Here is a 17,629-nt window from a genome sequence, read left to right as displayed (position 1 = left end):
GTGGGTGGTTACACGTGTCCCGCGCTCGGTGCTCTCACAAACGCCAAACTCGCCAAGAGCTTCGGATATCTGTTGACAATCAAGCATTTGGATCACCAAAAAGCCCACGATCAGGCAGGTGCAATTGCCTGCAATTGTTTGGAATCATAAGGGAAAATTTGTCACAAAACCAGAAAAACATCTGATTAAGGCGTGACATATTGTCGGTTATCGGAACGCGTGCGGGCAGTTCCCACAGCCCTGTTAGCGCCACGTGATGGCGGTTGTGCTCCCAAGAGTGAAGGTGTGGACCACACACGCGATACGGCAGCCCAAGACGTGTTGCATAAGGCGGATTGCCTTCGCAAACGGAGTCTCTGGCTCGATCCAGACGCGCAATCGGATTGCCTCGAAAGATCAGCCCAACAGACGGGTTTTCAAAGCTCGCGAAAGGAATACGCAGCTTGAGAGTTGATCGCTCAACGCCTGTTTCCATTTCGATTATGCTCCACGTACATTGATAGTCTTCACGGCCAGTATCTACCCATTCGGGCTGTGGTTCAGTCAGTTGCTTGTCCTTACGCGCGAGGTAAAGATCAACATCTTCAAGTTGCTGCTCGGTGACTGTCATAACCCTTTGATAAGGATTCGATTTCTCGCCGTCTACTTAGAGGTTAGGTCTAGCGTAAGTCAGTCGCTTGCTAGCTGCACCACGCAAGGCAATCGCACCACGCTCCGCGTCCTCGATCCCGTTCGCCACGCGATTGTTGTATCGGAAGTCAAACTCAGCCGCATAGCGGTGAAGGTGCTGCTTGCCGCAGTGCTGATACACACCCTTCATGCCGCGCTTGAAGATGCTGTAGAAGCCTTCGACGGTGTTGGTGTGAACCTCGGGGTGGCCGGGGCGCACATACTCATCGGCGCTATGATTGACCCAATCGTGAGCGTCAAACACGCGGCCAGCGCCGATACCTTGATACTGGCGGGCTTCGTCAGTCAACACGAACGCTTCCTTGGCGATGTTCTCTTGCAGGATCGGGATCAAGGTGGACTTCTTCAGGTCATCCACGACGATGCTCTTTGCGCGCTTGGTGTCACGGTCCACGAGGGTCAGCACCTTCATCTTGTGGGAACCGCCACGGGCATTCTTCGCCTTGGTGACGCCCGGCTCTTTGCCGATAAAGGTCTCGTCAACCTCGACCGCGCCGCCATTGCTGCCGAACGGGGCCAATGCACCGTCACGCATGCACTCGCGGATACGATGGGTCAGAAACCACGTGCTCTTGTAGGTGATGCCCAGAACGCGGTGCAACTGGTGGCTGCTGATGCCCTTCTTGCTGCTGACCATCAGGTGAATGGCTTGCAGCCACAGGTGCAGAGGCAGGTGGCTTTCCTCGAAGATGGTGCCCTTGCGGACGGTGAATTGCTTGCGGCACTCACGGCACTTCCAGAGGCCGTGACGCTCTTTGCCCTCCGGGTTCTTCTTGGAGGGCTTGGTGCGGACACCGACCAGCGGGTAAGCGCTGTCGATCACGCCACAGTGCGGGCAGACAGGTCCATCGGCCCAAAGGATGCTTTCGACGTGAGCGAACGCGGCGGCTTCATCGTGCATATATGGGGCGGACAGAACAGACATGGCGGTTTCCTCAACTCTATGAGTTAGAGATAGGAATCCAGCGTGGGTTTGTCAAGTATACAATCGCCTTATTTTGGCATCAATGATGCTAGCAGGAACGGAAAGGTCGTACTCACTGACTATCTCTTCGGCCAATTCGAAATCTGGGTTCCAAATTTAATCAAATTCCAATCCCAGATTAGTTCTAAAAAGATCGTCCACTGCTTCTTCACCTGCGACTGCGCCGATTACGCCGCCAACTCCGATAAAGAAGACTTTCACAGGGCCCGAACCCGGAAGGCGCGCACCCGCAAGTGCACCCGCCACAAAGCCTGAGGCAATAGCTGAAAGGCCAGTACCAACGCTGACAGCCAGCCAATCTGCTGCGGTGAAGCCGTCTTGGTCGCGGCTGCGCGAGTAGATAGATAAACTAATGGCTGTGGTTCTCATTAATGCCACATTGAAAGAACGCACTCCAGGATCAGAAATCGTTCCAAACGCTTCCGTTATTGTTGGACCAAAATTGTTGGCCCATGTGCCGGCATTTTCCCTCACCCAATCTACATGACTCTGCTCTCCAACTCTTTCATTTATATGTATTTCTTCCATAGTTCTTTGTTGTATAGCACAAAGCGAGGCCAAAAATGAGGGTTACAGGGATTCCCCAATTTATAAAGTGAAATCCAGGAAGGCAGAAAAACATTTCAAAACATCTCTCGGTACGAAAGACACGATAATGATACATTAACGCCCAAGCGAAACCTGACATAAGAAATAATCCCAGATAAACATTCAAGCCGTAGTAATTATATATCCAGAGCGGGGTCCGCTTCAGGTCATTAAGCTTAGCTCTTTTGAACGGAAGCCAAATGTCTCTTAAAAAAATGTCAAAAAAAATACTGTAGGCGCCACCATAGCGACAATATGAATCAGAGACAGCCTAGAGCTTCCGGTCGAATCGGACACCTCCAGGGAAGTGAACACCACAACCAAATGGAAGATTGAGTATGCAATTGCTTTGACGGTGACCTTGAGCATATTTGTCGTTTCTTGGGGTCTGAATGGAGGTATCTCTTCTTCGGGCCTGAATGGAGGTGCTTCCAAACCTGACATGATCTTCTCCCAGACAGCAAAACCTCAGCCGCATTTACGTGAGTTTAGCTTCACATCACAGACACTTTAGCCTTAGCGAACTTCCTACTAGCATGGGTCAGCTTATGATCAACGCCAGACATAGCAGACCCGAAGCACTCGCAACCCTTGCATCCGATCAATGAACACATATTGCCGCGTCTCCCTGATCGCGTCGCACTGGCCGGTCGGTAAACTGTTTGGAGCAATTAACCACGACGCCTAAGCCGCGTATTTATCTACTACTTTCGACCTAAAACCTACCGCCTGCGAGACGCTCCAGGAAAGATAGCTTGACCATAGCCGATCAGACCAAGGCACGGACGGGCATGATCTGGATCAAGTGTTAGACAGTTTTCAAAAATAGAAAAGTCAGAATCCGTAATCTGGCCAATCACTACGCAGTCGGCAATTGGTCGCTCCCGGTATTAGGCGGACCGGGTTCATGACGAGTGATCTGACCGCCCCCAGCGCAGCAATATAGTTCCGCGAGCCCTGATGGTTTGCAATACGACATATCCCCGCCTGCGCGATGGGTGACCGAACCCTGATTTACCTGATTGATCGCGCCGCTGGGACAGCATTTCCTACCGCCTGACCGTGCCGTCGGCCGGTCCGCCGCAGGCCGGGCACATGCGTCTCGCTCTTGGGCTATCGCGCGATGCTTTCGGCGATCCGGGTCGACAGGGCGGTCAAAGCACGGCCCAGGGCGTCGGCGACCGATTGCGGGTCGGGCCCGGCATAGGGTTCGACAATCTCGAAACGGCGGAGGAATTCGCGCGCAGCACCGCTGCGCGAGATCACCGCGAATTGGCCGCCCAGTTCGAACTGGCCGTCTGCACGGGCGACCATGCGATCGATGGTCACCTGTACGCTCCTGTCCGGCCCGTCGAATAGCGGCCAGGGCTCGGCCGCGACCGTGGCCGTGGTGCCGAGATCGAGCCGCCGCGCAAGCGCCTGGGTGATGCCGGTTCGCGGATCATCGGCCCAAAGCGCGCCCCCGACCGGGCGCAGCGCGCCATCGGCTTCCTGCACCAGAATGTCGGCCTCCGCAACATAGGCCGGCAGGATCACGTCACGCACCTCCAGGCTCTGCGCGCCAACCGCAACCGGCGCCGCGGGGGTGTTGGCGGGCGGCACCAGAAACAGGTCTTCGTTGCCGCCGCAGGCCGCAAGCGAGAGCGCCAGAAGGAATATCGAAATCCGGGTCAACATGGGTCAGCGTCCAGTGATCAGGGAACTTGGGTTGCGTTCGATGGCCCGGGCCAGTTGCGCGATGGACCGGGCCGCGGTGGTAATCTCGCGCAGGACATCCATCGTTTCTCCCATGAATGCGGAGCGCGCGCCATAAGCCCCGACAAGGGTGTTGATCCGTGTCAGAACCGCATCGGTCCGCTCGACGAGCGCCGGCAACTCCTCGGCGGCGGCGCTTGTGGAGGCCAAGGTCGTGTTCAGGCTGCCCACCACATCTGCCGCGCGCAGTTCTGCGACAAGCGCTTCGAGTTCGACGAGCGAGGCCGAAAGATTTGCCGGAACCTCCGCCATACCCTCGCTGCTGATGAAGGCATCGGCACTGGCCAGGACGGTATTTGCCGTGGTGATCAACGCCTCGATTTCAAGCTCCGCGGCGGTTTCCGAGAGGGCGCGGAGATTGGCCATCACCTCCGGCAACACGGCGGAGGCCTCGGTGATCGGGCCCATAGCCTCGTCCGCCTGCGCGATGACCGAGGTCAGCGCGGCGATGGTGCCGGCTTCGCGCAGTTCCGCAAGGATCCCGCGCAACTCGGCGACGGCGGCGCGCGCCTCCCCCGGGATCGCCTGCGTTTCGTCGCCGCCGACCAGTTCGCGCGCCTCGGTCAGCAGGGCCACAACCTCCTCCGGCACGTCCCTCAGCGCCGGATCGCCCGCCAGCCCCTCGATGCTGGCCAGCGTGTCGATGGCCTGGCTCAGCAGTTCCTCGAACGGCAGCGCCGCCACGCGTTCCAGCACACCCTCGGCGGTGGTGTTCACATTGGTCTGCTCCACCATAACCGAGGGCATGACCGGGTAGGGATCGGCCGCCACCTCGAACCGCGCGGGCCGGGCATCGTAATCAATCGCGAACTCGATCCGGGTTTCCGAGGAGATCAGACCCGCGGTTGCAAGCCGGGCCCGCAGACCATCGGCCACCTGTTCGGCCAGGTATTCGTAGACCTCTTCGGCCCCTGTACCGACGGGGAAGCCCATGCGGCCCGGGTCCAGCACCAGATCGACGACCAGCCGCTGCTTTGACCCGTCCGCAATCTCGACCGACTGCACGGTCACGGCGGTCACTTCGCCGATCTGGTCGTTGGCCATCACCACCTGCGTGCCGGGAACGAGGCCCCGTATGTAATTGCTGAACTCCACCGCGACAGGCACTTCCCCGATCGGGGCCACGTCGAATGCGCTCGCCCGGGCGGCCTCCTCGGACTCGTACACCTCGAACACCGCGTCGCCCTCGACCGGCTGACCGTTGGAATACACCTCGTCAAACTCGATCCCGCCGGTCACGAGCGAGGCAAGGCTTTCCACGTCCAGCGTCAGGCCATCCGCCCCGAAACTGACGGAAAACCCCGAACTGTCCCAGAACCGCGTTGCCTGTGTGATCCGCTGGTCGTGAGGGGCGTCGATGAATGCATCGACCGTGATGGAAAGCCCATCCTCGGTGAGATCCGGCTGTTCCAGGCGCCCGACCTGGATGCCCCGGAAGGTCACGGGCGCCCCACCTTGAAGCTGAATGCCGGGGCTGACATTCAGCGTGATCCGGCGCCCCTCGTCACCGGGCAGGACGAAGAGCGGGCTCTCGCGGCCGTCGAAACTGCGCGTCGCGATCTCGGGCCGGCTATCCCAGGCGCCCTCGATAAAGACGCCGGAGACGACCGTGGACAGGCCACTGACCCCTTGGGTGGATATCTCGGGGCGCACCACCCAGAAGGTCGCATCCTCGTCGAGAAAGGGCAGCACTTCGTTTTCGACCCGGGCCTCCACGATGACCGTTTGCAGATCGGGGCTGAACCTGACGTCTTCCACCGTTCCGATCACCACGTCACGGTAGCGGACCGTGGTTTCGCCGGCCGTGACCCCGGCGCCGTTCTCGAAGCGGATCTCGATCAGCGTGCCCCGATCCGAATAGGCCTGCCATGCGATGCCAAGCGCCACCGCAAGCGCCAGAACCGGCACCAGCCAGACGACCGACAGGTTCCGAAGGGCCGAGCGGTTCGGCTGATCGATCTCCGGCAAGGGCGGTGTCTGATCCGTCATCTGGGCCGCATGTCCCCGTCAAGCCAAATGGTCTTGGGGTCGAAGCTCTGCGCCGAAAGCATGGTGAATGCAACAGAAAGCGCGAAGCTGATGGCCGCGATGCCCGGGTTGATCGTGGCCGCAAAGTCAAGCTGGACAAGCGCGGCCAGGATCGCGACCACGAAAACGTCGATCATCGACCAGCGCCCGATGAATTCCACAACCTCGAACAGCCGGTGACGCGCATGAACCTGCATCATCTCGCGCCGTTCCACACTGATGGCGAGATAGGCGATGGCGAAGAACTTGCCGATGGGGATCACGATGCTGGCCACGAAAACCACCAGCGCCACCCCGTAAGAGCCATGATGGAGCAGGTCCACCACTCCTTCGAGGATCGTGCTTTCGGTCGTCCGGCCGAAGGTGTTGGTGCGCAGCATCGGATAGATGTTTGCCGGAATGTAGACGACCAGCCCGGCAAACAGCCATGCCCAGACCCGTTGCAGGCTTCGATCCGGCGCATGGCCCGGCAGGCGCCAGCCGCAACGCTGGCAGCGCCCGGGCGCGGGGACATCGTGGACCCGGCCGCAATTCGGGCAGCCGACCAGACCCGCCGAGCGCGCGGTCATCATTGGCTGCGCTGTTCGAGCGTTTTCCATATCGTCAACCGGCACATGAACGTGTCCTTCACCGCAGTAATCAGAACCAGCGCCACAAAGGCCCAGAAGGCAGGGCCGAGGGACAGATGTGCAAGCCCCGCCACCTTGATCAGCGCCACGGCCACCCCGACGATGAATATCTCCGCCATCGACCAGGGCTTCATACGCTCCGCCAGCCGGAAAACCGGCACCGCCTCGCGGGCGGGCCGCCAGCCGAAAGCCATGGGCGCAAGCACATAGATCAGCGCCAGAAAGCGCGCGAGCGGCAGGATCACGATGAGCGCGCCCACGGCAATCGCAAGGCCCACGAAGGGCCCGTCTGCAAAGACCAGAACCACGTCCATGATCGAACTGCGCTGCGTGATGCCCGCCGCCGTCAGCTCCAGGAACGGAAAGAAGATCGCCGCCAGCATCAGAATGACGGATGTACCCGCCAGCATCACGATCCGCGTCATCGCCCCGTCGCGGGGCGCGGTCAGCACCGTATGGCAGCGCAGGCACCGCGCACGCGAGCCTTTCGGCACGTCCGGAAGCTGATAAAGCGCGTCGCAGGTCGGGCAGGCAACCAGATCCTCGACTGGCGGAAGGTGGCCGGGGCGCGGCACGGCGGACCGGCTGGTTTCGGAGGTGTGAACCTGATCGGACTGGGACATGTGACCTGCATTTCTTGCACTATATGGCAGAAGCCGGGGCCGCTCTGCGCGGAACGCATGGCAAGATGCGAACCTGCCATTTCGAAAAATCTCAAGATGCAGGTCAGCATTGCCCGCCCCATCGAAGAGTGCAAGGGCGCTTGGCTCTAACGGCACTTCGGGCTGGGCACATCGCGGCCGTGCAGCGATCTGCGCAGTCCGGCATGCGTCCGCCCGCCCGGGCGCGGGCAAGGGTAACGTCACCGAGGTTTGCAAGCGTCTCCGGCGTGACATAGGCCACGATCTCCATATCGCCGAGATCCGCATGTTGCCGATGCAGCGACGCCACCAGCAACAGCGACATCGCCTCCAGGCCCGGCCCGTCCACCACGACTATCAGGGAAGTTTTCTTCACGCGCCCATACCAGCGCTTGCCTCGTCAAACCCGACCATCGACAGGATCTTTCCCGAGCGAAACGCCGATTAACCGGCAATACCGCAAGCGGCTCGGCCCCGGAGGCTTGAGATATCCCTGCAGGACAGGTTCACTGCAAGGGACAGCGCAGAGGGAGCGGGAAGATGAGCGACGGGTTCGAAGATATGGTCGATGCGGCGCAGGCTTTCTTTGCCGATCTCTCCCGCAACAATCGCAAGGACTGGTTCTAGCCGCGCAAGACGCATTACGTCACCCAAATCAGGAAACCTGCGGAATTGTTCGCCGAGTTGCTGGCCGAAGATCTGAGCCGGCAGACCGGGGTTGCCCATGCCCCGAAACTGTTCCGCATTTATCGGGACGTACGCTTCGCCAAGGATAAATCGCCCTACAACCCGTGGCTGCACATCCTCTGGCGGCCCGCCAGTGCCGACGATCTTGCGCCCGGCTGGTTCTTTTCCTGCGCGCCGGGGGAGCTGGTTCTGGGCCTGGGCGTCGTGTCTCTGAAAGGACCGGCGCTGACCCGGTACAGGGAATGGATCGATAAACGCGGCGATCTGGTCTCAGACGCGATGACGGAGGTTGCCCGCGCGTCCGGCGCGCAACTCTCCGATTTCGGGGCCGCGCCGCTCACGCGGGTGCCGAAGCACTATGCCGCCGATCACCCTCATGCCGATCTGTTGAAGCGCAAGGGCATCGCAATGATGGCGCCGCCCCCGCGACATGGCGCGAACGCGGTCTTGTCGTCTCCGCCCGTGATCAGGCCAGCGCCATGCTGCCGCTCTGGCGGGCCTTTCACGACCATCTGTAAGGCGGCTCGTCACGGCAGGCGCGCGATCCGGGCGAGACACCGGCGCAACACCGCCTCTTCCTGATCCGTGAACTGCGCCGTCATGGCGCTGTCGAAACGTTGGGCCGCGCCAAGCAGATCGGCAAAGACACGCTCCCCCATCTGGGTCAGGCCAAGACGTTCCAGGCGCCGGTCGGTCTCCAGCACTTCGCGCGACAGGTAGCGCTTGCGCTCCAGCGCGGCGACAGCGCGGCTGACCTTGGTCTTGTGAATGCCCGAGCGCGCGCAGATCTCCTTCGCGGTCATTGCGCCGAAACGGCCCAGATGAAACAGAACCCGCCATTCCGTCCGCAACATCCCGTAGCGGCCCTTGTAGTGCTGCTGAAACTCCAGACTTGAAGCCTCGGCCGCCTGCGTCAGCAGATAGGGCAGAAAGTCTTCCAGATCGAAGGGGGCTTTTTGGGTCATTCGGGCAGACTAGGCCTTGTTAGTTACAAAACCAACTAATATCCAACCCGCGTTGGGGAGGGAGGACCCGCAACTGTCCGTCGCGGACACCGGTCCGCTGGCCATCTGCCGGGCGGACCGTATACGCTCTTTCCCATGTCAGACTGATCTTGTGCCAAACGCACCGAAGGAACGCTGCACCATGCCATTGATGAAAAGCTGGGTCGCCTCGGCCAATGATGCCGATACCCCGTTTCCGTTGAACAATCTGCCCTATGGTGTCTTTTCCACCGGTGACGAACCCCCGCGCTGCGGCGTGGCCATCGGCGACATGATCCTGGACATGGCCGCCGCCGAAGAGGCCGGGCTCATTGATCTGGGGGAGCCCGATCTCTTTTCGATGCCGTTCTGGAACGACGTCATGGAACTGGGCCCCGAGGCGTGGGCGGCGCTTCGCGCACGGCTGATTCAGATGCTGGCCGAAGGGTCCGCCGATCGGGGCGCAGTCGAACCGATGCTGATACCAATGGAGCGGGCCACGCTGCACATGCCGCTGGTCGTCGCCGAGTACACCGATTTCTACGCAGGCCGGCATCACGCCACCAATGTCGGTACGATGTTCCGGGGCGCCGAAAACGCCCTTCCGCCGAACTGGCTGCATATCCCCATCGGATATAACGGCCGGGCGTCCTCGGTCGTAGTGTCGGGCACCGAGATCCGCCGGCCCTGGGGCCAATTGAAGGGACCGAATGACGATCTGCCGCGCTTCGCGCCATCGGCCCGGTTCGACATCGAGCTTGAGATGGGCGCCATCGTCGGCACCCCGTCGGAAGGGCCCATCACGGTTCAGGAGGCGGACGATGCGATCTTCGGCTATGTCCTGCTGAACGACTGGTCGGCACGCGACATCCAGGCCTGGGAGTATCAGCCGCTCGGCCCGTTTCAGGCCAAGGCGACCGCGACCACGATCAGCCCCTGGATCGTTACCAAGGCGGCACTGGATCCGTTCCGCGTGGACACCCCGCCACGCGAGGTCGAGTTGCTCGATCATCTGAAGGATTGCGGGCCGATGCTCTACGATATCGAGCTTTCGGTGACGCTGGCGCCCGCCGGCAAAGCCGCCACCACGATCGCGCGCACCAATTACAGGGAAATGTACTACTCCGCCGCGCAGCAACTGGCGCATCACACCACATCCGGTTGCCCGATGAATGCCGGCGACCTGCTTGGATCGGGCACCATTTCAGGTGCGGAGCCATCCGCGCGCGGCTCTCTGCTTGAGCTTAGCTGGGGCGGCAAGGAGCCCATCACGCTTGAGACCGGCGAAGAGCGGTCCTTCATCGAGGACGGCGACACGCTGACGCTGACAGGCGCGGCAAGGGGCGACGGGTACAAGGTCGGGTTCGGCGATTGCGTGGGCACGGTTCTGCCCGCCGCCGAAGACCCTTACGCGCGCTGATCCGTGATCGCGCTCGACCATATCCAGATCGCCATTCCACAGGGCGGAGAGGCGAAAGCCCGCGCCTTCTGGTGCGGGGGTCTGGGCCTTGCGAAGATCGACAAACCCGAACCGCTGAAGGTGCGTGGCGGTCTGTGGGTGGCGCTTGCGGGATCGAAGCTGCATCTGGGCGTGGACGAGCGCTTCACCCCGGCACGCAAGGCCCATCCGGGCTTTGCGGTCGACGATATCGACAGGATTGCAGCGCGGATCTCGGCCTCCGGCCAGTCGCCGCACTGGGACACAACCATCAAGAACCGCCGCCGGTTCTTTGCCGAAGACCCCTTCGGTAACCGGCTTGAGTTTCTGCAGAAGGACTGAACACATGGCCAAGGCATTCGCATCGCAAGGCGACATGACGGAAAAGAAGATCAGCTTCACCGAGGTGGGCGAAGGGCTTTACGCCTTCACCGCCGAGGGCGATCCGAATTCCGGCGTCATCATCGGCGACGAGTCCGTGATGATCATCGAGGCGCAGGCGACGCCGCGACTGGCGAAGAAGGTCATCGAATGCGTGCGCTCGGTCACCGACAAGCCGATCAGCCATGTGGTGCTGACCCATTATCACGCCGTGCGCGTGCTGGGCGCCTCGGCCTATGGCGCCGATCAGATCATCATGTCCGACACCGCCCGCGCGATGGTGGTGGAACGCGGGCAGGAGGACTGGGACAGCGAGTTTCAACGCTTCCCGCGTCTGTTCGAAGGGCATGAGAGCATCCCCGGCCTGACCTGGCCCACCACCACCTTTTCCGAAAGCATGACCGTCTATCTGGGCAACCGCCGGGTCGATATCATGCATCTGGGCCGCGCCCACACGGCGGGCGACGCGGTGATCTGGGTCCCGGATCAGGAGGTGATGTTCACCGGTGATATCGTGGAGTACCACTCGGCCTGCTACTGCGGCGACGGGCATTTCGGCGACTGGGGCGAGACGCTCGGCAACATCGCGTCGTTCCAGCCGCGCAGCATCGCGCCGGGGCGCGGTGACGCGCTGGTCGGCCCCGAAATGGTGGAGGCCGCCATTCGAAACACGTCCGATTTTGTCATGTCGACCTATGCGCCCGCCGCCAGGGTTGCGGCGCGCGGCGGTACCCTGAAGGAAGCCTGGGACGCGGTCCGCGCCGCATGCGATCCGAAATTCGCCGATTACGCGATCTACGAGCACTGCCTGCCCTTCAATGTCGCCCGCGCCTATGACGAAGCGCGCGGGCTGGATACGCCGCGCATCTGGACGGCGGAGCGGGACCTGAAGATGTGGGAGGAATTGCAGGGATGAGCGTTGCCTATTTCCGGTCGCTGGCCCGGAACAACGCCTGGGCCAACGCGACGCTTTTCGAAACGGTCTGCGCCCTGCCGAAGGGGGTCTACCACAGGGAATTCCCAAGCTTCTTCGGCACGCTCGCGCGGACGCTGAACCATATCTACGAGGTCGATCTGTACTATATCGACGCCCTTCTCGGCGGCGGGAAGGGACGCGCGGTCTTCCGGCGCGAGGATATCGACGAACCCTTCGCCCTTGCGGCGGCGCAGAGAGAGGCCGACGCCGCGCTGATCGCGGCCTGCGATGGCCTTGCCGATGCCGATCTGCCGCGCAGCGTGACCGTCGAACGCCCCGACGGCCCGTCGCAGGAGCGCACCGATCACCTTCTTCTGCATCTGTTTCAGCATCAGATCCACCATCGCGGGCAGGTCCATGCGCTGTTGAGCCAGGCAGGGGTCGCCCCGCCGCAGCTTGATGAGTTCTTCCTCGTCTGGGACCGCGCGGAAACCGCGAAACCCTATTGGAAAGACGGCACAGAATGACCCAGTCCCGATACCGCCTCGCCTTCGAGCTTTACCCGTATCGGAAGGTCGCGGCGCAGGATGCGCCGGTGCCTGAACGCCACCCGATCGTCGTTGTCGGCGCGGGCCCGATCGGCGTTGCGACCGCGCTGGATCTTGCGCAGCGGGGTCAGCCGGTGCTGGTGCTCGACGATCACGAAGGCATCGGCGAAGGCTCCCGCGCGATCTGTTTCTCGCAACGCTGTCTTGAAATCGCGGACAGGCTCGGCTGCGGTGCCGCAATGGTGGAAAAGGGCGTTGTCTGGAACGTGGGAAAGGTGTTCCACGGAGATGACCGCGTGTTCGAGTTCAATCTGCAACCCGAGGCCGGCCACAAGAACCCCGCGTTCATCAACCTGCAGCAGCCCTATTTCGAGAAGTTCCTGATCGATCAAGTCCGCGCCGAGCAGGACAGGGGGCTGGAAATCGAGATCCGCGGCCGGAACCGGGTCACGGCGCTGGAGGACCGGGGCGATTGCATCGCGCTGTCGGTCGACACGCCGGACGGCCCCTATAGTCTTCATGCCGACTGGCTGATTGCCTGCGACGGCGCACGGTCTCCGCTGCGCGAGATGATGGGGCTGGGTTTCGAGGGCCGCGTGTTCGAGGACAATTTCCTCATCGCCGACGTGAAGATGACCGCCGATTTCCCGACCGAACGCTGGTTCTGGTTCGAACCGCCCTTCAAGGATGCCGGGCAGTCCGCGCTGCTGCACAAGCAGCCCGACGATATCTGGCGGATCGACTTCCAGCTTGGCTGGGATATCGACCGCGAAAAGGAACTGGACGAGGCGAATATCCGCGCCCGCGTCGATGCGATGCTGGGGCCGGAGGCGCAATACGAGCTGGAATGGACCTCCATCTACACGTTCCAGTGCCGCCGGATGGAACGGTTCCGCCACGGCCGCGTGATGTTTGCCGGCGATGCGGCGCATCAGGTCTCGCCATTCGGCGCACGCGGCGCGAATTCGGGGATGCAGGATGCCGAGAACCTTGCCTGGAAGCTGGATCTCGTGATCCGCGGGCTGGCCCCCGAGCATCTGCTAGACACCTATTCCGAAGAGCGGGTTTTCGGGGCCGACGAGAACATCCTGAACTCGACCCGGGCGACCGATTTCATAACCCCCAAAACCGAGATCAGCACGCTGTTCCGCAATGCGGTCCTGACACTGGCGCACACGCACGCTTTTGCAATGCCTCTGGTCAATTCCGGGCGTCTGTCCGTACCTTGCGTCTATGACGGTCTGTCCCTGACGGGGGAGGATCGGCTGGCCGGCGCCCCCGCCCGCACCCGCCCGGGCGCGCCGTGTGTGGACGCGCCCTTGCGCGACGGGTTTCTGCTGGACACGCTCGGCTCGGGCTTCACCCTTCTGGCGCTCAACACCGACGCGCCGGAAACATTTTCCGAAGCCGGTCTCGACGTTGCCCAGCTGGCGCTTGGGGCCGACGACGACCCGACCGGCGCGCTGTCCGCGCGCTATCTGGGCAACGCCGCCGCGGCCGTATACCTCATCCGGCCCGATCAGCATGTGGTCGCCCGCTGGCCTGCCTTCGACGAGACCGCCACCCGCGCGGCGCTGCGCCGCGCCACAGGACAGGAGTAACCGGATGGCCCTGACTCTTCAGCCCAACATCCCCGATCAGGACGGGTTCTATCAGGAATTGCTGGCCGCCCATGACGGCCTCGACAAGGCCGAAAGCGATGCGCTGAATGCGCGGCTGATCCTGATCCTGTGCAACCATATCGGTGACCGCGAGGTGATCGCCGCGGCGCTCAGGGCCGCGAAATGAGCGAGACGCTGCTGTATGATTACCCGCGTTCCTCGGCCAGCTACCGGGTCCGGATCGCGCTCAACCTTGCGGGCATCACGTATCGCACCGTCCGCGTCGATCTGCTGGCAAAGCAGCACAAGTCCGACGAGCATCTGGCGCGCAACCCGCAAGGCCTGGTCCCGGTCCTCCAGATTGACGGCCACCGGCTGACCCAGTCGCTTGCGATCCTCGACTATCTCGATCAGACACGCGATCTGGGCCTCTTGCCGAAAGAGCCCGCGGTGCGCGCCAAGGCGCAGGCGCTGGCCCATGTGCTCGCCGTCGATGTGCACCCGGTTTGCAACCTGTCGGTGATGACACATGCCACCGGCGGTCAGGACCCCGCGCGCAGCGGTTGGATGCGCCATTTCATCCGGCCCGGGCTGCTGGCGTTCGAAGCCTTGCTTGGCGACTTCACCCAGGCGCCCTTCACCATCGGTCCCCGGCCGTCCCTGCCCGATCTGTGCCTGATTCCGCAGCTTTACAACGCGGATCGATGGGGTGTGGATTATGCCGATTGCGCCCGTATCCGCGCGGTCAGGGCGGTCTGTGCGGCACATCCCGCCTTTGCCGCCGCTGCGCCGGACACGGCCGGACCCTGAAGAAACGGCACCGGCGCCCCGTCGCGTTCAAGCGTGGGGCTGGTGGCGACCATACCCTCCACGGGGCTTTACGCTAAGGCAAGCGGGCGGCATACTTTCAACGCCTGTGACCGGCATCAAGACCGGCGCGGGCCTCAGGGAGGACGCGCCCGATGATCCGGGAAACACCATTCGAAAAATGGTATGATGACCTGCATGCGATCTGCGGGGCCTATGATGGCGTGCCGCAGCGTGGCCAGCGGGCCGTCAAGGGCCGGATCGGGGTGCATGCGTTCGATCATCTGGACGTGGCGGATGTCTGGGGCGATGTCGCCAAGATCGAGCGGGACCGCGCCGGGATCAGACGCGATGACAACGAATACATCTTCTTCGTGATCGAAATGTCGGGCACGCTTGCGGTCGATCACAACGAAACCCAATCGCGCCTTGCGCCTGGGGATGCCGTGCTGCTCGACAGCACCAAGGAGGGTGTGCTCCATCTGGCCGAGAACAGCAGCCGTCTGATGTCGGTCCACCTGCCCCGGCAGAGCTTTCTGAGCGAGCGTCGGCCGGGTGTGCACATCGGCAGGAAACTCGCTGCCACGACCCCCGTCGCCAGAACGCTGACCCGCCATTTCTTCCGCTTCTTCAACGAAAACGGGGCAGGCGAGCGTCAGGGCAACGCGTCGCTGCTCTATGACATGATCCATCTGGCCTTTTCGCGCCCGGAGGACGGGCTGGCGGGCATCACGCTGAGCGATGCGGCAAGCCGTTATGATCTGGCCCTTGATCTGATCGACACCCACCTGACCGCCGATTACCTGTCGCTTCCCTGGCTTGCCGGCCAGCTTGGCGTCTCGGAACGCCAGCTTCAGCGGCTGTTTCACGCCCATGAGACCAGCTTCATCGATCTGGTCCGGTCAAAACGCTATCGGTTCGTGACCGAACATCTGAACCACCTGCCTCATGTTCATGGCCGGATTTCCGACATTGCCTATCGGGCCGGGTTTCAGGACCTGTCGAATTTCAACCGGGGCTTCCGGGCCCGCTTCGGGATGAGCCCGCGCGACTATCACCGGGGCCGCCGGACGGCCCCGCCCCACATGGCGTAAAATGCCGAGACTCCGGATTTCCTTCGCGGCACGATGGATATCCAACGGAGATCTGGCCCGGCGCGCCGCCCCGACAAATCAAGGAGAGTGACATGCACGAAGGCATTGCGCCTGCCCGGCAGGCCGAATTGGGTGTCGTGCCCGTGGGAAAGGCCCATGTGACGGGCCGGACGGACGAACCGCTGATCGAACGGACGGTCCCGGCACTTCTGGCCGACACGGTGGCGCGGTTCCGCGACCGCGAGGCGGTGGTGTTCCGCGCCCAGGGCATTCGCTGGACCTGGGGGGAGTTCGCGGCCCGCGTCGATGCGCTGGCCGGCGGGATGATGCGTCTGGGTCTTGCAAGGGGGGACCGCTGCGGGGTCTGGGCGCCCAACCGCTATGAATGGCTGTTGGCGCAATTCGCCACGGCGCGGATCGGCGTTATCCTGGTCAATATCAACCCGGCCTACCGCCTGCATGAGCTGGAATTCGCGCTGGCCAAGACCGGGTGCCGCGCGTTGATCCTGCCGGAACGGTTCAAGTCGTCGGAGTATCTCGCCATGCTGCGCGTCGTGGCTCCCGAACTGGCCGAGGACGCGCCGGGCGAACTGGATGCCGCCAGCCTACCCGATCTCCGCCACGTGATCGTGATGAGCGACGCCCGCCATCCGGGATGTTTCGGCTTCGCCGACGTCGAGGCGATGGGCGCGGAGGTGCCCGTTTGCGATCTGGACGCGCTCACCGCGACGCTCGACCGCCACGATCCGGTGAACATCCAGTTCACCTCGGGAACCACGGGCATGCCCAAGGGCGCCACGCTGACGCATCGCAACATCGTCAACAATGCCCATTTCGTCACCGCCGCCATGAAGCTTTCCGAGGCCGACAGGCTGTGCATCCCGGTTCCGTTCTACCATTGTTTCGGCATGGTCATGGGCACGCTTGGCTGCGTGACGAAGGGCGCCGCGATGGTCGTTCCGGGTGAAGGGTTCGATCCGGTCGACACGCTTACCGCGGTGGCCGAAGAGGGCTGCACCGCGCTTTATGGCGTGCCCACGATGTTCGTCGGAATGCTGGAGCATCCGCGCTTTGCGGAGTTCGATCTGTCCAGCCTGCGCACCGGGATCATGGCCGGTGCCCCCTGCCCCATCGAGGTGATGAAACAGGTCCAGCGCGACATGCACATGCACGAGGTGACCATCGCCTATGGCATGACCGAAACCAGCCCTGTGTCGTTCCAGTCCGACACCGATACCCCGCTCGACAAACGCGTCGGCTCGGTCGGGCGCATCCAGCCGCATCTGGAAGTGAAAATCGCCCGCGAGGACGGCTCCGTCGCGGATATCGGCGAACAGGGCGAGTTGATGACCCGCGGCTATTCGGTGATGCAGGGCTATTGGGACGAACCCGGCCGCACCGCCGAGGCCATCGACGAAGAAGGCTGGATGCATACCGGCGATCTGGCGACGATCGACGGGGAGGGGTATTGCAACATCACCGGGCGGGTGAAGGACATGATCCTGCGTGGCGGCGAAAACGTCTACCCGCGCGAGATCGAGGAGTTTCTCTATACGCACCCGGATGTCAGCCAGGTGCAGGTCTTCGGGGTGCCCGATCACAAATACGGTGAAATCGTCGCTGCCTGGATTGTGCCGAAACCCGGCGCGACCCCGACCGAAGAGGGCATCCGCCAGTTCTGCCGCGATCAGATCGCCCATTTCAAGGTGCCCGCGCTGGTCCGCTTCAAACCCGAACTGCCGATGACCGTGACCGGCAAACCGCAGAAATTCGTCATGCGCGACGCCATGGTCGAGGAACTGGGGATCGATATCGAAAAGACCGCGTGAAGCGGCAGGCAAGACAAGGGGACTGACGG

Annotated in this window: 18 protein-coding genes and 1 pseudogene; 10 read left to right on the top strand and 9 right to left on the bottom strand. The window is 62.3% G+C overall.

Annotation, left to right across the window (positions count from 1 at the left end; all coding sequences use genetic code 11):
• Positions 1 to 79 precede the first annotated feature (79 nt).
• The 8 genes from ACQ651_RS19255 to ACQ651_RS19220 form a co-directional block, all read right to left on the bottom strand.
• The gene (locus ACQ651_RS19255) at positions 80 to 610 is read right to left on the bottom strand and encodes a hypothetical protein (RefSeq protein WP_430450186.1); all 531 of its coding nucleotides are present in this window, start codon (positions 608 to 610) and stop codon (positions 80 to 82) included.
• 36 nt (positions 611 to 646) lie between these two features.
• Positions 647 to 1,615 carry an IS1595 family transposase gene (locus tag ACQ651_RS19250; RefSeq protein ID WP_430450185.1) on the bottom strand — a complete coding sequence of 323 codons (969 nt, stop codon included), beginning with the start codon at positions 1,613 to 1,615 and terminating at the stop codon, positions 647 to 649.
• 156 nt (positions 1,616 to 1,771) lie between these two features.
• The gene (locus ACQ651_RS19245) at positions 1,772 to 2,203 is read right to left on the bottom strand and encodes a hypothetical protein (protein WP_430450184.1); all 432 of its coding nucleotides are present in this window, start codon (positions 2,201 to 2,203) and stop codon (positions 1,772 to 1,774) included.
• Positions 2,204 to 3,376: 1,173 nt separating this feature from the next.
• Positions 3,377 to 3,940: a PqiC family protein gene (locus tag ACQ651_RS19240; protein WP_375550759.1), complete on the bottom strand. Its 564-nt coding sequence runs from the start codon at positions 3,938 to 3,940 to the stop codon at positions 3,377 to 3,379.
• Between the two features lie 3 nt (positions 3,941 to 3,943).
• On the bottom strand, positions 3,944 to 6,007 hold the full coding sequence (locus ACQ651_RS19235; RefSeq protein ID WP_430450183.1) for an intermembrane transport protein PqiB: 2,064 nt from the start codon (positions 6,005 to 6,007) through the stop codon (positions 3,944 to 3,946).
• Entirely contained in the window at positions 6,004 to 6,645 is a 642-nt protein-coding gene (locus tag ACQ651_RS19230) for a paraquat-inducible protein A (RefSeq protein ID WP_227287446.1), read from the bottom strand. Before ACQ651_RS19230 ends, ACQ651_RS19235 begins: the two co-directional genes overlap by 4 nt.
• The gene (locus ACQ651_RS19225; protein ID WP_430450182.1) at positions 6,615 to 7,298 is read right to left on the bottom strand and encodes a paraquat-inducible protein A; all 684 of its coding nucleotides are present in this window, start codon (positions 7,296 to 7,298) and stop codon (positions 6,615 to 6,617) included. The genes ACQ651_RS19230 and ACQ651_RS19225 overlap by 31 nt, the downstream gene beginning before the upstream one ends.
• A 103-nt stretch (positions 7,299 to 7,401) precedes the next feature.
• Positions 7,402 to 7,692, bottom strand: a complete 291-nt coding sequence (locus tag ACQ651_RS19220) for a hypothetical protein (RefSeq protein WP_430450181.1) — start codon at positions 7,690 to 7,692, stop codon at positions 7,402 to 7,404.
• A 269-nt stretch (positions 7,693 to 7,961) separates the two neighbouring features.
• Here ACQ651_RS19220 and ACQ651_RS19215 point away from each other — a divergent pair.
• Positions 7,962 to 8,585: pseudogene (locus ACQ651_RS19215) on the top strand (DUF2461 domain-containing protein); the annotation flags it as partial.
• On the opposite strand, the gene ACQ651_RS19210 reads toward ACQ651_RS19215, so the two are convergent.
• Complete coding sequence (locus tag ACQ651_RS19210) at positions 8,531 to 8,968, bottom strand: MarR family winged helix-turn-helix transcriptional regulator (RefSeq protein WP_430450180.1); 438 nt, start codon at positions 8,966 to 8,968, stop codon at positions 8,531 to 8,533. The pseudogene ACQ651_RS19215 and the gene ACQ651_RS19210 overlap by 55 nt on opposite strands.
• 181 nt (positions 8,969 to 9,149) lie before the next feature.
• On the opposite strand from ACQ651_RS19210, the gene fahA reads away from it, so the two are divergent.
• The 9 genes from fahA (at position 9,150) to ACQ651_RS19165 (ending at position 17,600) form a co-directional block, all read left to right on the top strand.
• Positions 9,150 to 10,406 (top strand): fumarylacetoacetase, encoded by a 1,257-nt coding sequence (gene fahA / locus ACQ651_RS19205; protein WP_430450179.1) that lies wholly within the window; start codon positions 9,150 to 9,152, stop codon positions 10,404 to 10,406.
• Between the two features lie 3 nt (positions 10,407 to 10,409).
• Positions 10,410 to 10,766 (top strand): VOC family protein, encoded by a 357-nt coding sequence (locus tag ACQ651_RS19200; RefSeq protein ID WP_430450178.1) that lies wholly within the window; start codon positions 10,410 to 10,412, stop codon positions 10,764 to 10,766.
• A gap of 4 nt (positions 10,767 to 10,770) precedes the next feature.
• Positions 10,771 to 11,721 (top strand): MBL fold metallo-hydrolase, encoded by a 951-nt coding sequence (locus ACQ651_RS19195; RefSeq protein ID WP_430450177.1) that lies wholly within the window; start codon positions 10,771 to 10,773, stop codon positions 11,719 to 11,721.
• Positions 11,718 to 12,248 carry a DinB family protein gene (locus tag ACQ651_RS19190; protein WP_227287326.1) on the top strand — a complete coding sequence of 177 codons (531 nt, stop codon included), beginning with the start codon at positions 11,718 to 11,720 and terminating at the stop codon, positions 12,246 to 12,248. Before ACQ651_RS19195 ends, ACQ651_RS19190 begins: the two co-directional genes overlap by 4 nt.
• Positions 12,245 to 13,870: an FAD-dependent oxidoreductase gene (locus tag ACQ651_RS19185; RefSeq protein WP_430450176.1), complete on the top strand. Its 1,626-nt coding sequence runs from the start codon at positions 12,245 to 12,247 to the stop codon at positions 13,868 to 13,870. The genes ACQ651_RS19190 and ACQ651_RS19185 overlap by 4 nt, the downstream gene beginning before the upstream one ends.
• A gap of 4 nt (positions 13,871 to 13,874) precedes the next feature.
• Complete coding sequence (locus ACQ651_RS19180; protein WP_375550767.1) at positions 13,875 to 14,057, top strand: DUF2783 domain-containing protein; 183 nt, start codon at positions 13,875 to 13,877, stop codon at positions 14,055 to 14,057.
• Complete coding sequence (gene maiA, locus ACQ651_RS19175; RefSeq protein WP_430450175.1) at positions 14,054 to 14,680, top strand: maleylacetoacetate isomerase; 627 nt, start codon at positions 14,054 to 14,056, stop codon at positions 14,678 to 14,680. Before ACQ651_RS19180 ends, maiA begins: the two co-directional genes overlap by 4 nt.
• Before the next feature lie 152 nt (positions 14,681 to 14,832).
• On the top strand, positions 14,833 to 15,771 hold the full coding sequence (locus ACQ651_RS19170) for a helix-turn-helix domain-containing protein (protein WP_227287330.1): 939 nt from the start codon (positions 14,833 to 14,835) through the stop codon (positions 15,769 to 15,771).
• Between the two features lie 92 nt (positions 15,772 to 15,863).
• Positions 15,864 to 17,600, top strand: coding sequence for an AMP-binding protein (locus tag ACQ651_RS19165; protein ID WP_430450174.1), 1,737 nt, complete (start codon positions 15,864 to 15,866; stop codon positions 17,598 to 17,600).
• Positions 17,601 to 17,629: the final 29 nt, after the last annotated feature.

The organism is Rhodophyticola sp., from assembly GCF_965284195.1.
In the GTDB taxonomy this organism is placed as follows: domain Bacteria; phylum Pseudomonadota; class Alphaproteobacteria; order Rhodobacterales; family Rhodobacteraceae; genus Rhodophyticola.
The sequence above is the reverse complement of the archived record's forward strand: the minus strand, read 5'-3'. Positions and strand labels throughout refer to the sequence as shown.

Excerpts from the sequence above, each read along its gene's own strand:
- maiA (WP_430450175.1), top strand. The coding sequence starts at position 14,054 with ATGAGCGAGACGCTGCTGTATGATTACCCGCGTTCCTCGGCCAGCTAC.
- ACQ651_RS19190 (WP_227287326.1), top strand. The coding sequence starts at position 11,718 with ATGAGCGTTGCCTATTTCCGGTCGCTGGCCCGGAACAACGCCTGGGCC.
- ACQ651_RS19185 (WP_430450176.1), top strand. The coding sequence starts at position 12,245 with ATGACCCAGTCCCGATACCGCCTCGCCTTCGAGCTTTACCCGTATCGG.
- ACQ651_RS19235 (WP_430450183.1), bottom strand. The coding sequence starts at position 6,007 with ATGACGGATCAGACACCGCCCTTGCCGGAGATCGATCAGCCGAACCGC.
- ACQ651_RS19170 (WP_227287330.1), top strand. The coding sequence starts at position 14,833 with ATGATCCGGGAAACACCATTCGAAAAATGGTATGATGACCTGCATGCG.
- ACQ651_RS19230 (WP_227287446.1), bottom strand. The coding sequence starts at position 6,645 with ATGGAAAACGCTCGAACAGCGCAGCCAATGATGACCGCGCGCTCGGCG.
- ACQ651_RS19195 (WP_430450177.1), top strand. The coding sequence starts at position 10,771 with ATGGCCAAGGCATTCGCATCGCAAGGCGACATGACGGAAAAGAAGATC.
- fahA (WP_430450179.1), top strand. The coding sequence starts at position 9,150 with ATGCCATTGATGAAAAGCTGGGTCGCCTCGGCCAATGATGCCGATACC.
- ACQ651_RS19180 (WP_375550767.1), top strand. The coding sequence starts at position 13,875 with ATGGCCCTGACTCTTCAGCCCAACATCCCCGATCAGGACGGGTTCTAT.
- ACQ651_RS19210 (WP_430450180.1), bottom strand. The coding sequence starts at position 8,968 with ATGACCCAAAAAGCCCCCTTCGATCTGGAAGACTTTCTGCCCTATCTG.
- ACQ651_RS19255 (WP_430450186.1), bottom strand. The coding sequence starts at position 610 with ATGACAGTCACCGAGCAGCAACTTGAAGATGTTGATCTTTACCTCGCG.
- ACQ651_RS19245 (WP_430450184.1), bottom strand. The coding sequence starts at position 2,203 with ATGGAAGAAATACATATAAATGAAAGAGTTGGAGAGCAGAGTCATGTA.
- ACQ651_RS19165 (WP_430450174.1), top strand. The coding sequence starts at position 15,864 with ATGCACGAAGGCATTGCGCCTGCCCGGCAGGCCGAATTGGGTGTCGTG.
- ACQ651_RS19225 (WP_430450182.1), bottom strand. The coding sequence starts at position 7,298 with ATGTCCCAGTCCGATCAGGTTCACACCTCCGAAACCAGCCGGTCCGCC.
- ACQ651_RS19240 (WP_375550759.1), bottom strand. The coding sequence starts at position 3,940 with ATGTTGACCCGGATTTCGATATTCCTTCTGGCGCTCTCGCTTGCGGCC.
- ACQ651_RS19250 (WP_430450185.1), bottom strand. The coding sequence starts at position 1,615 with ATGTCTGTTCTGTCCGCCCCATATATGCACGATGAAGCCGCCGCGTTC.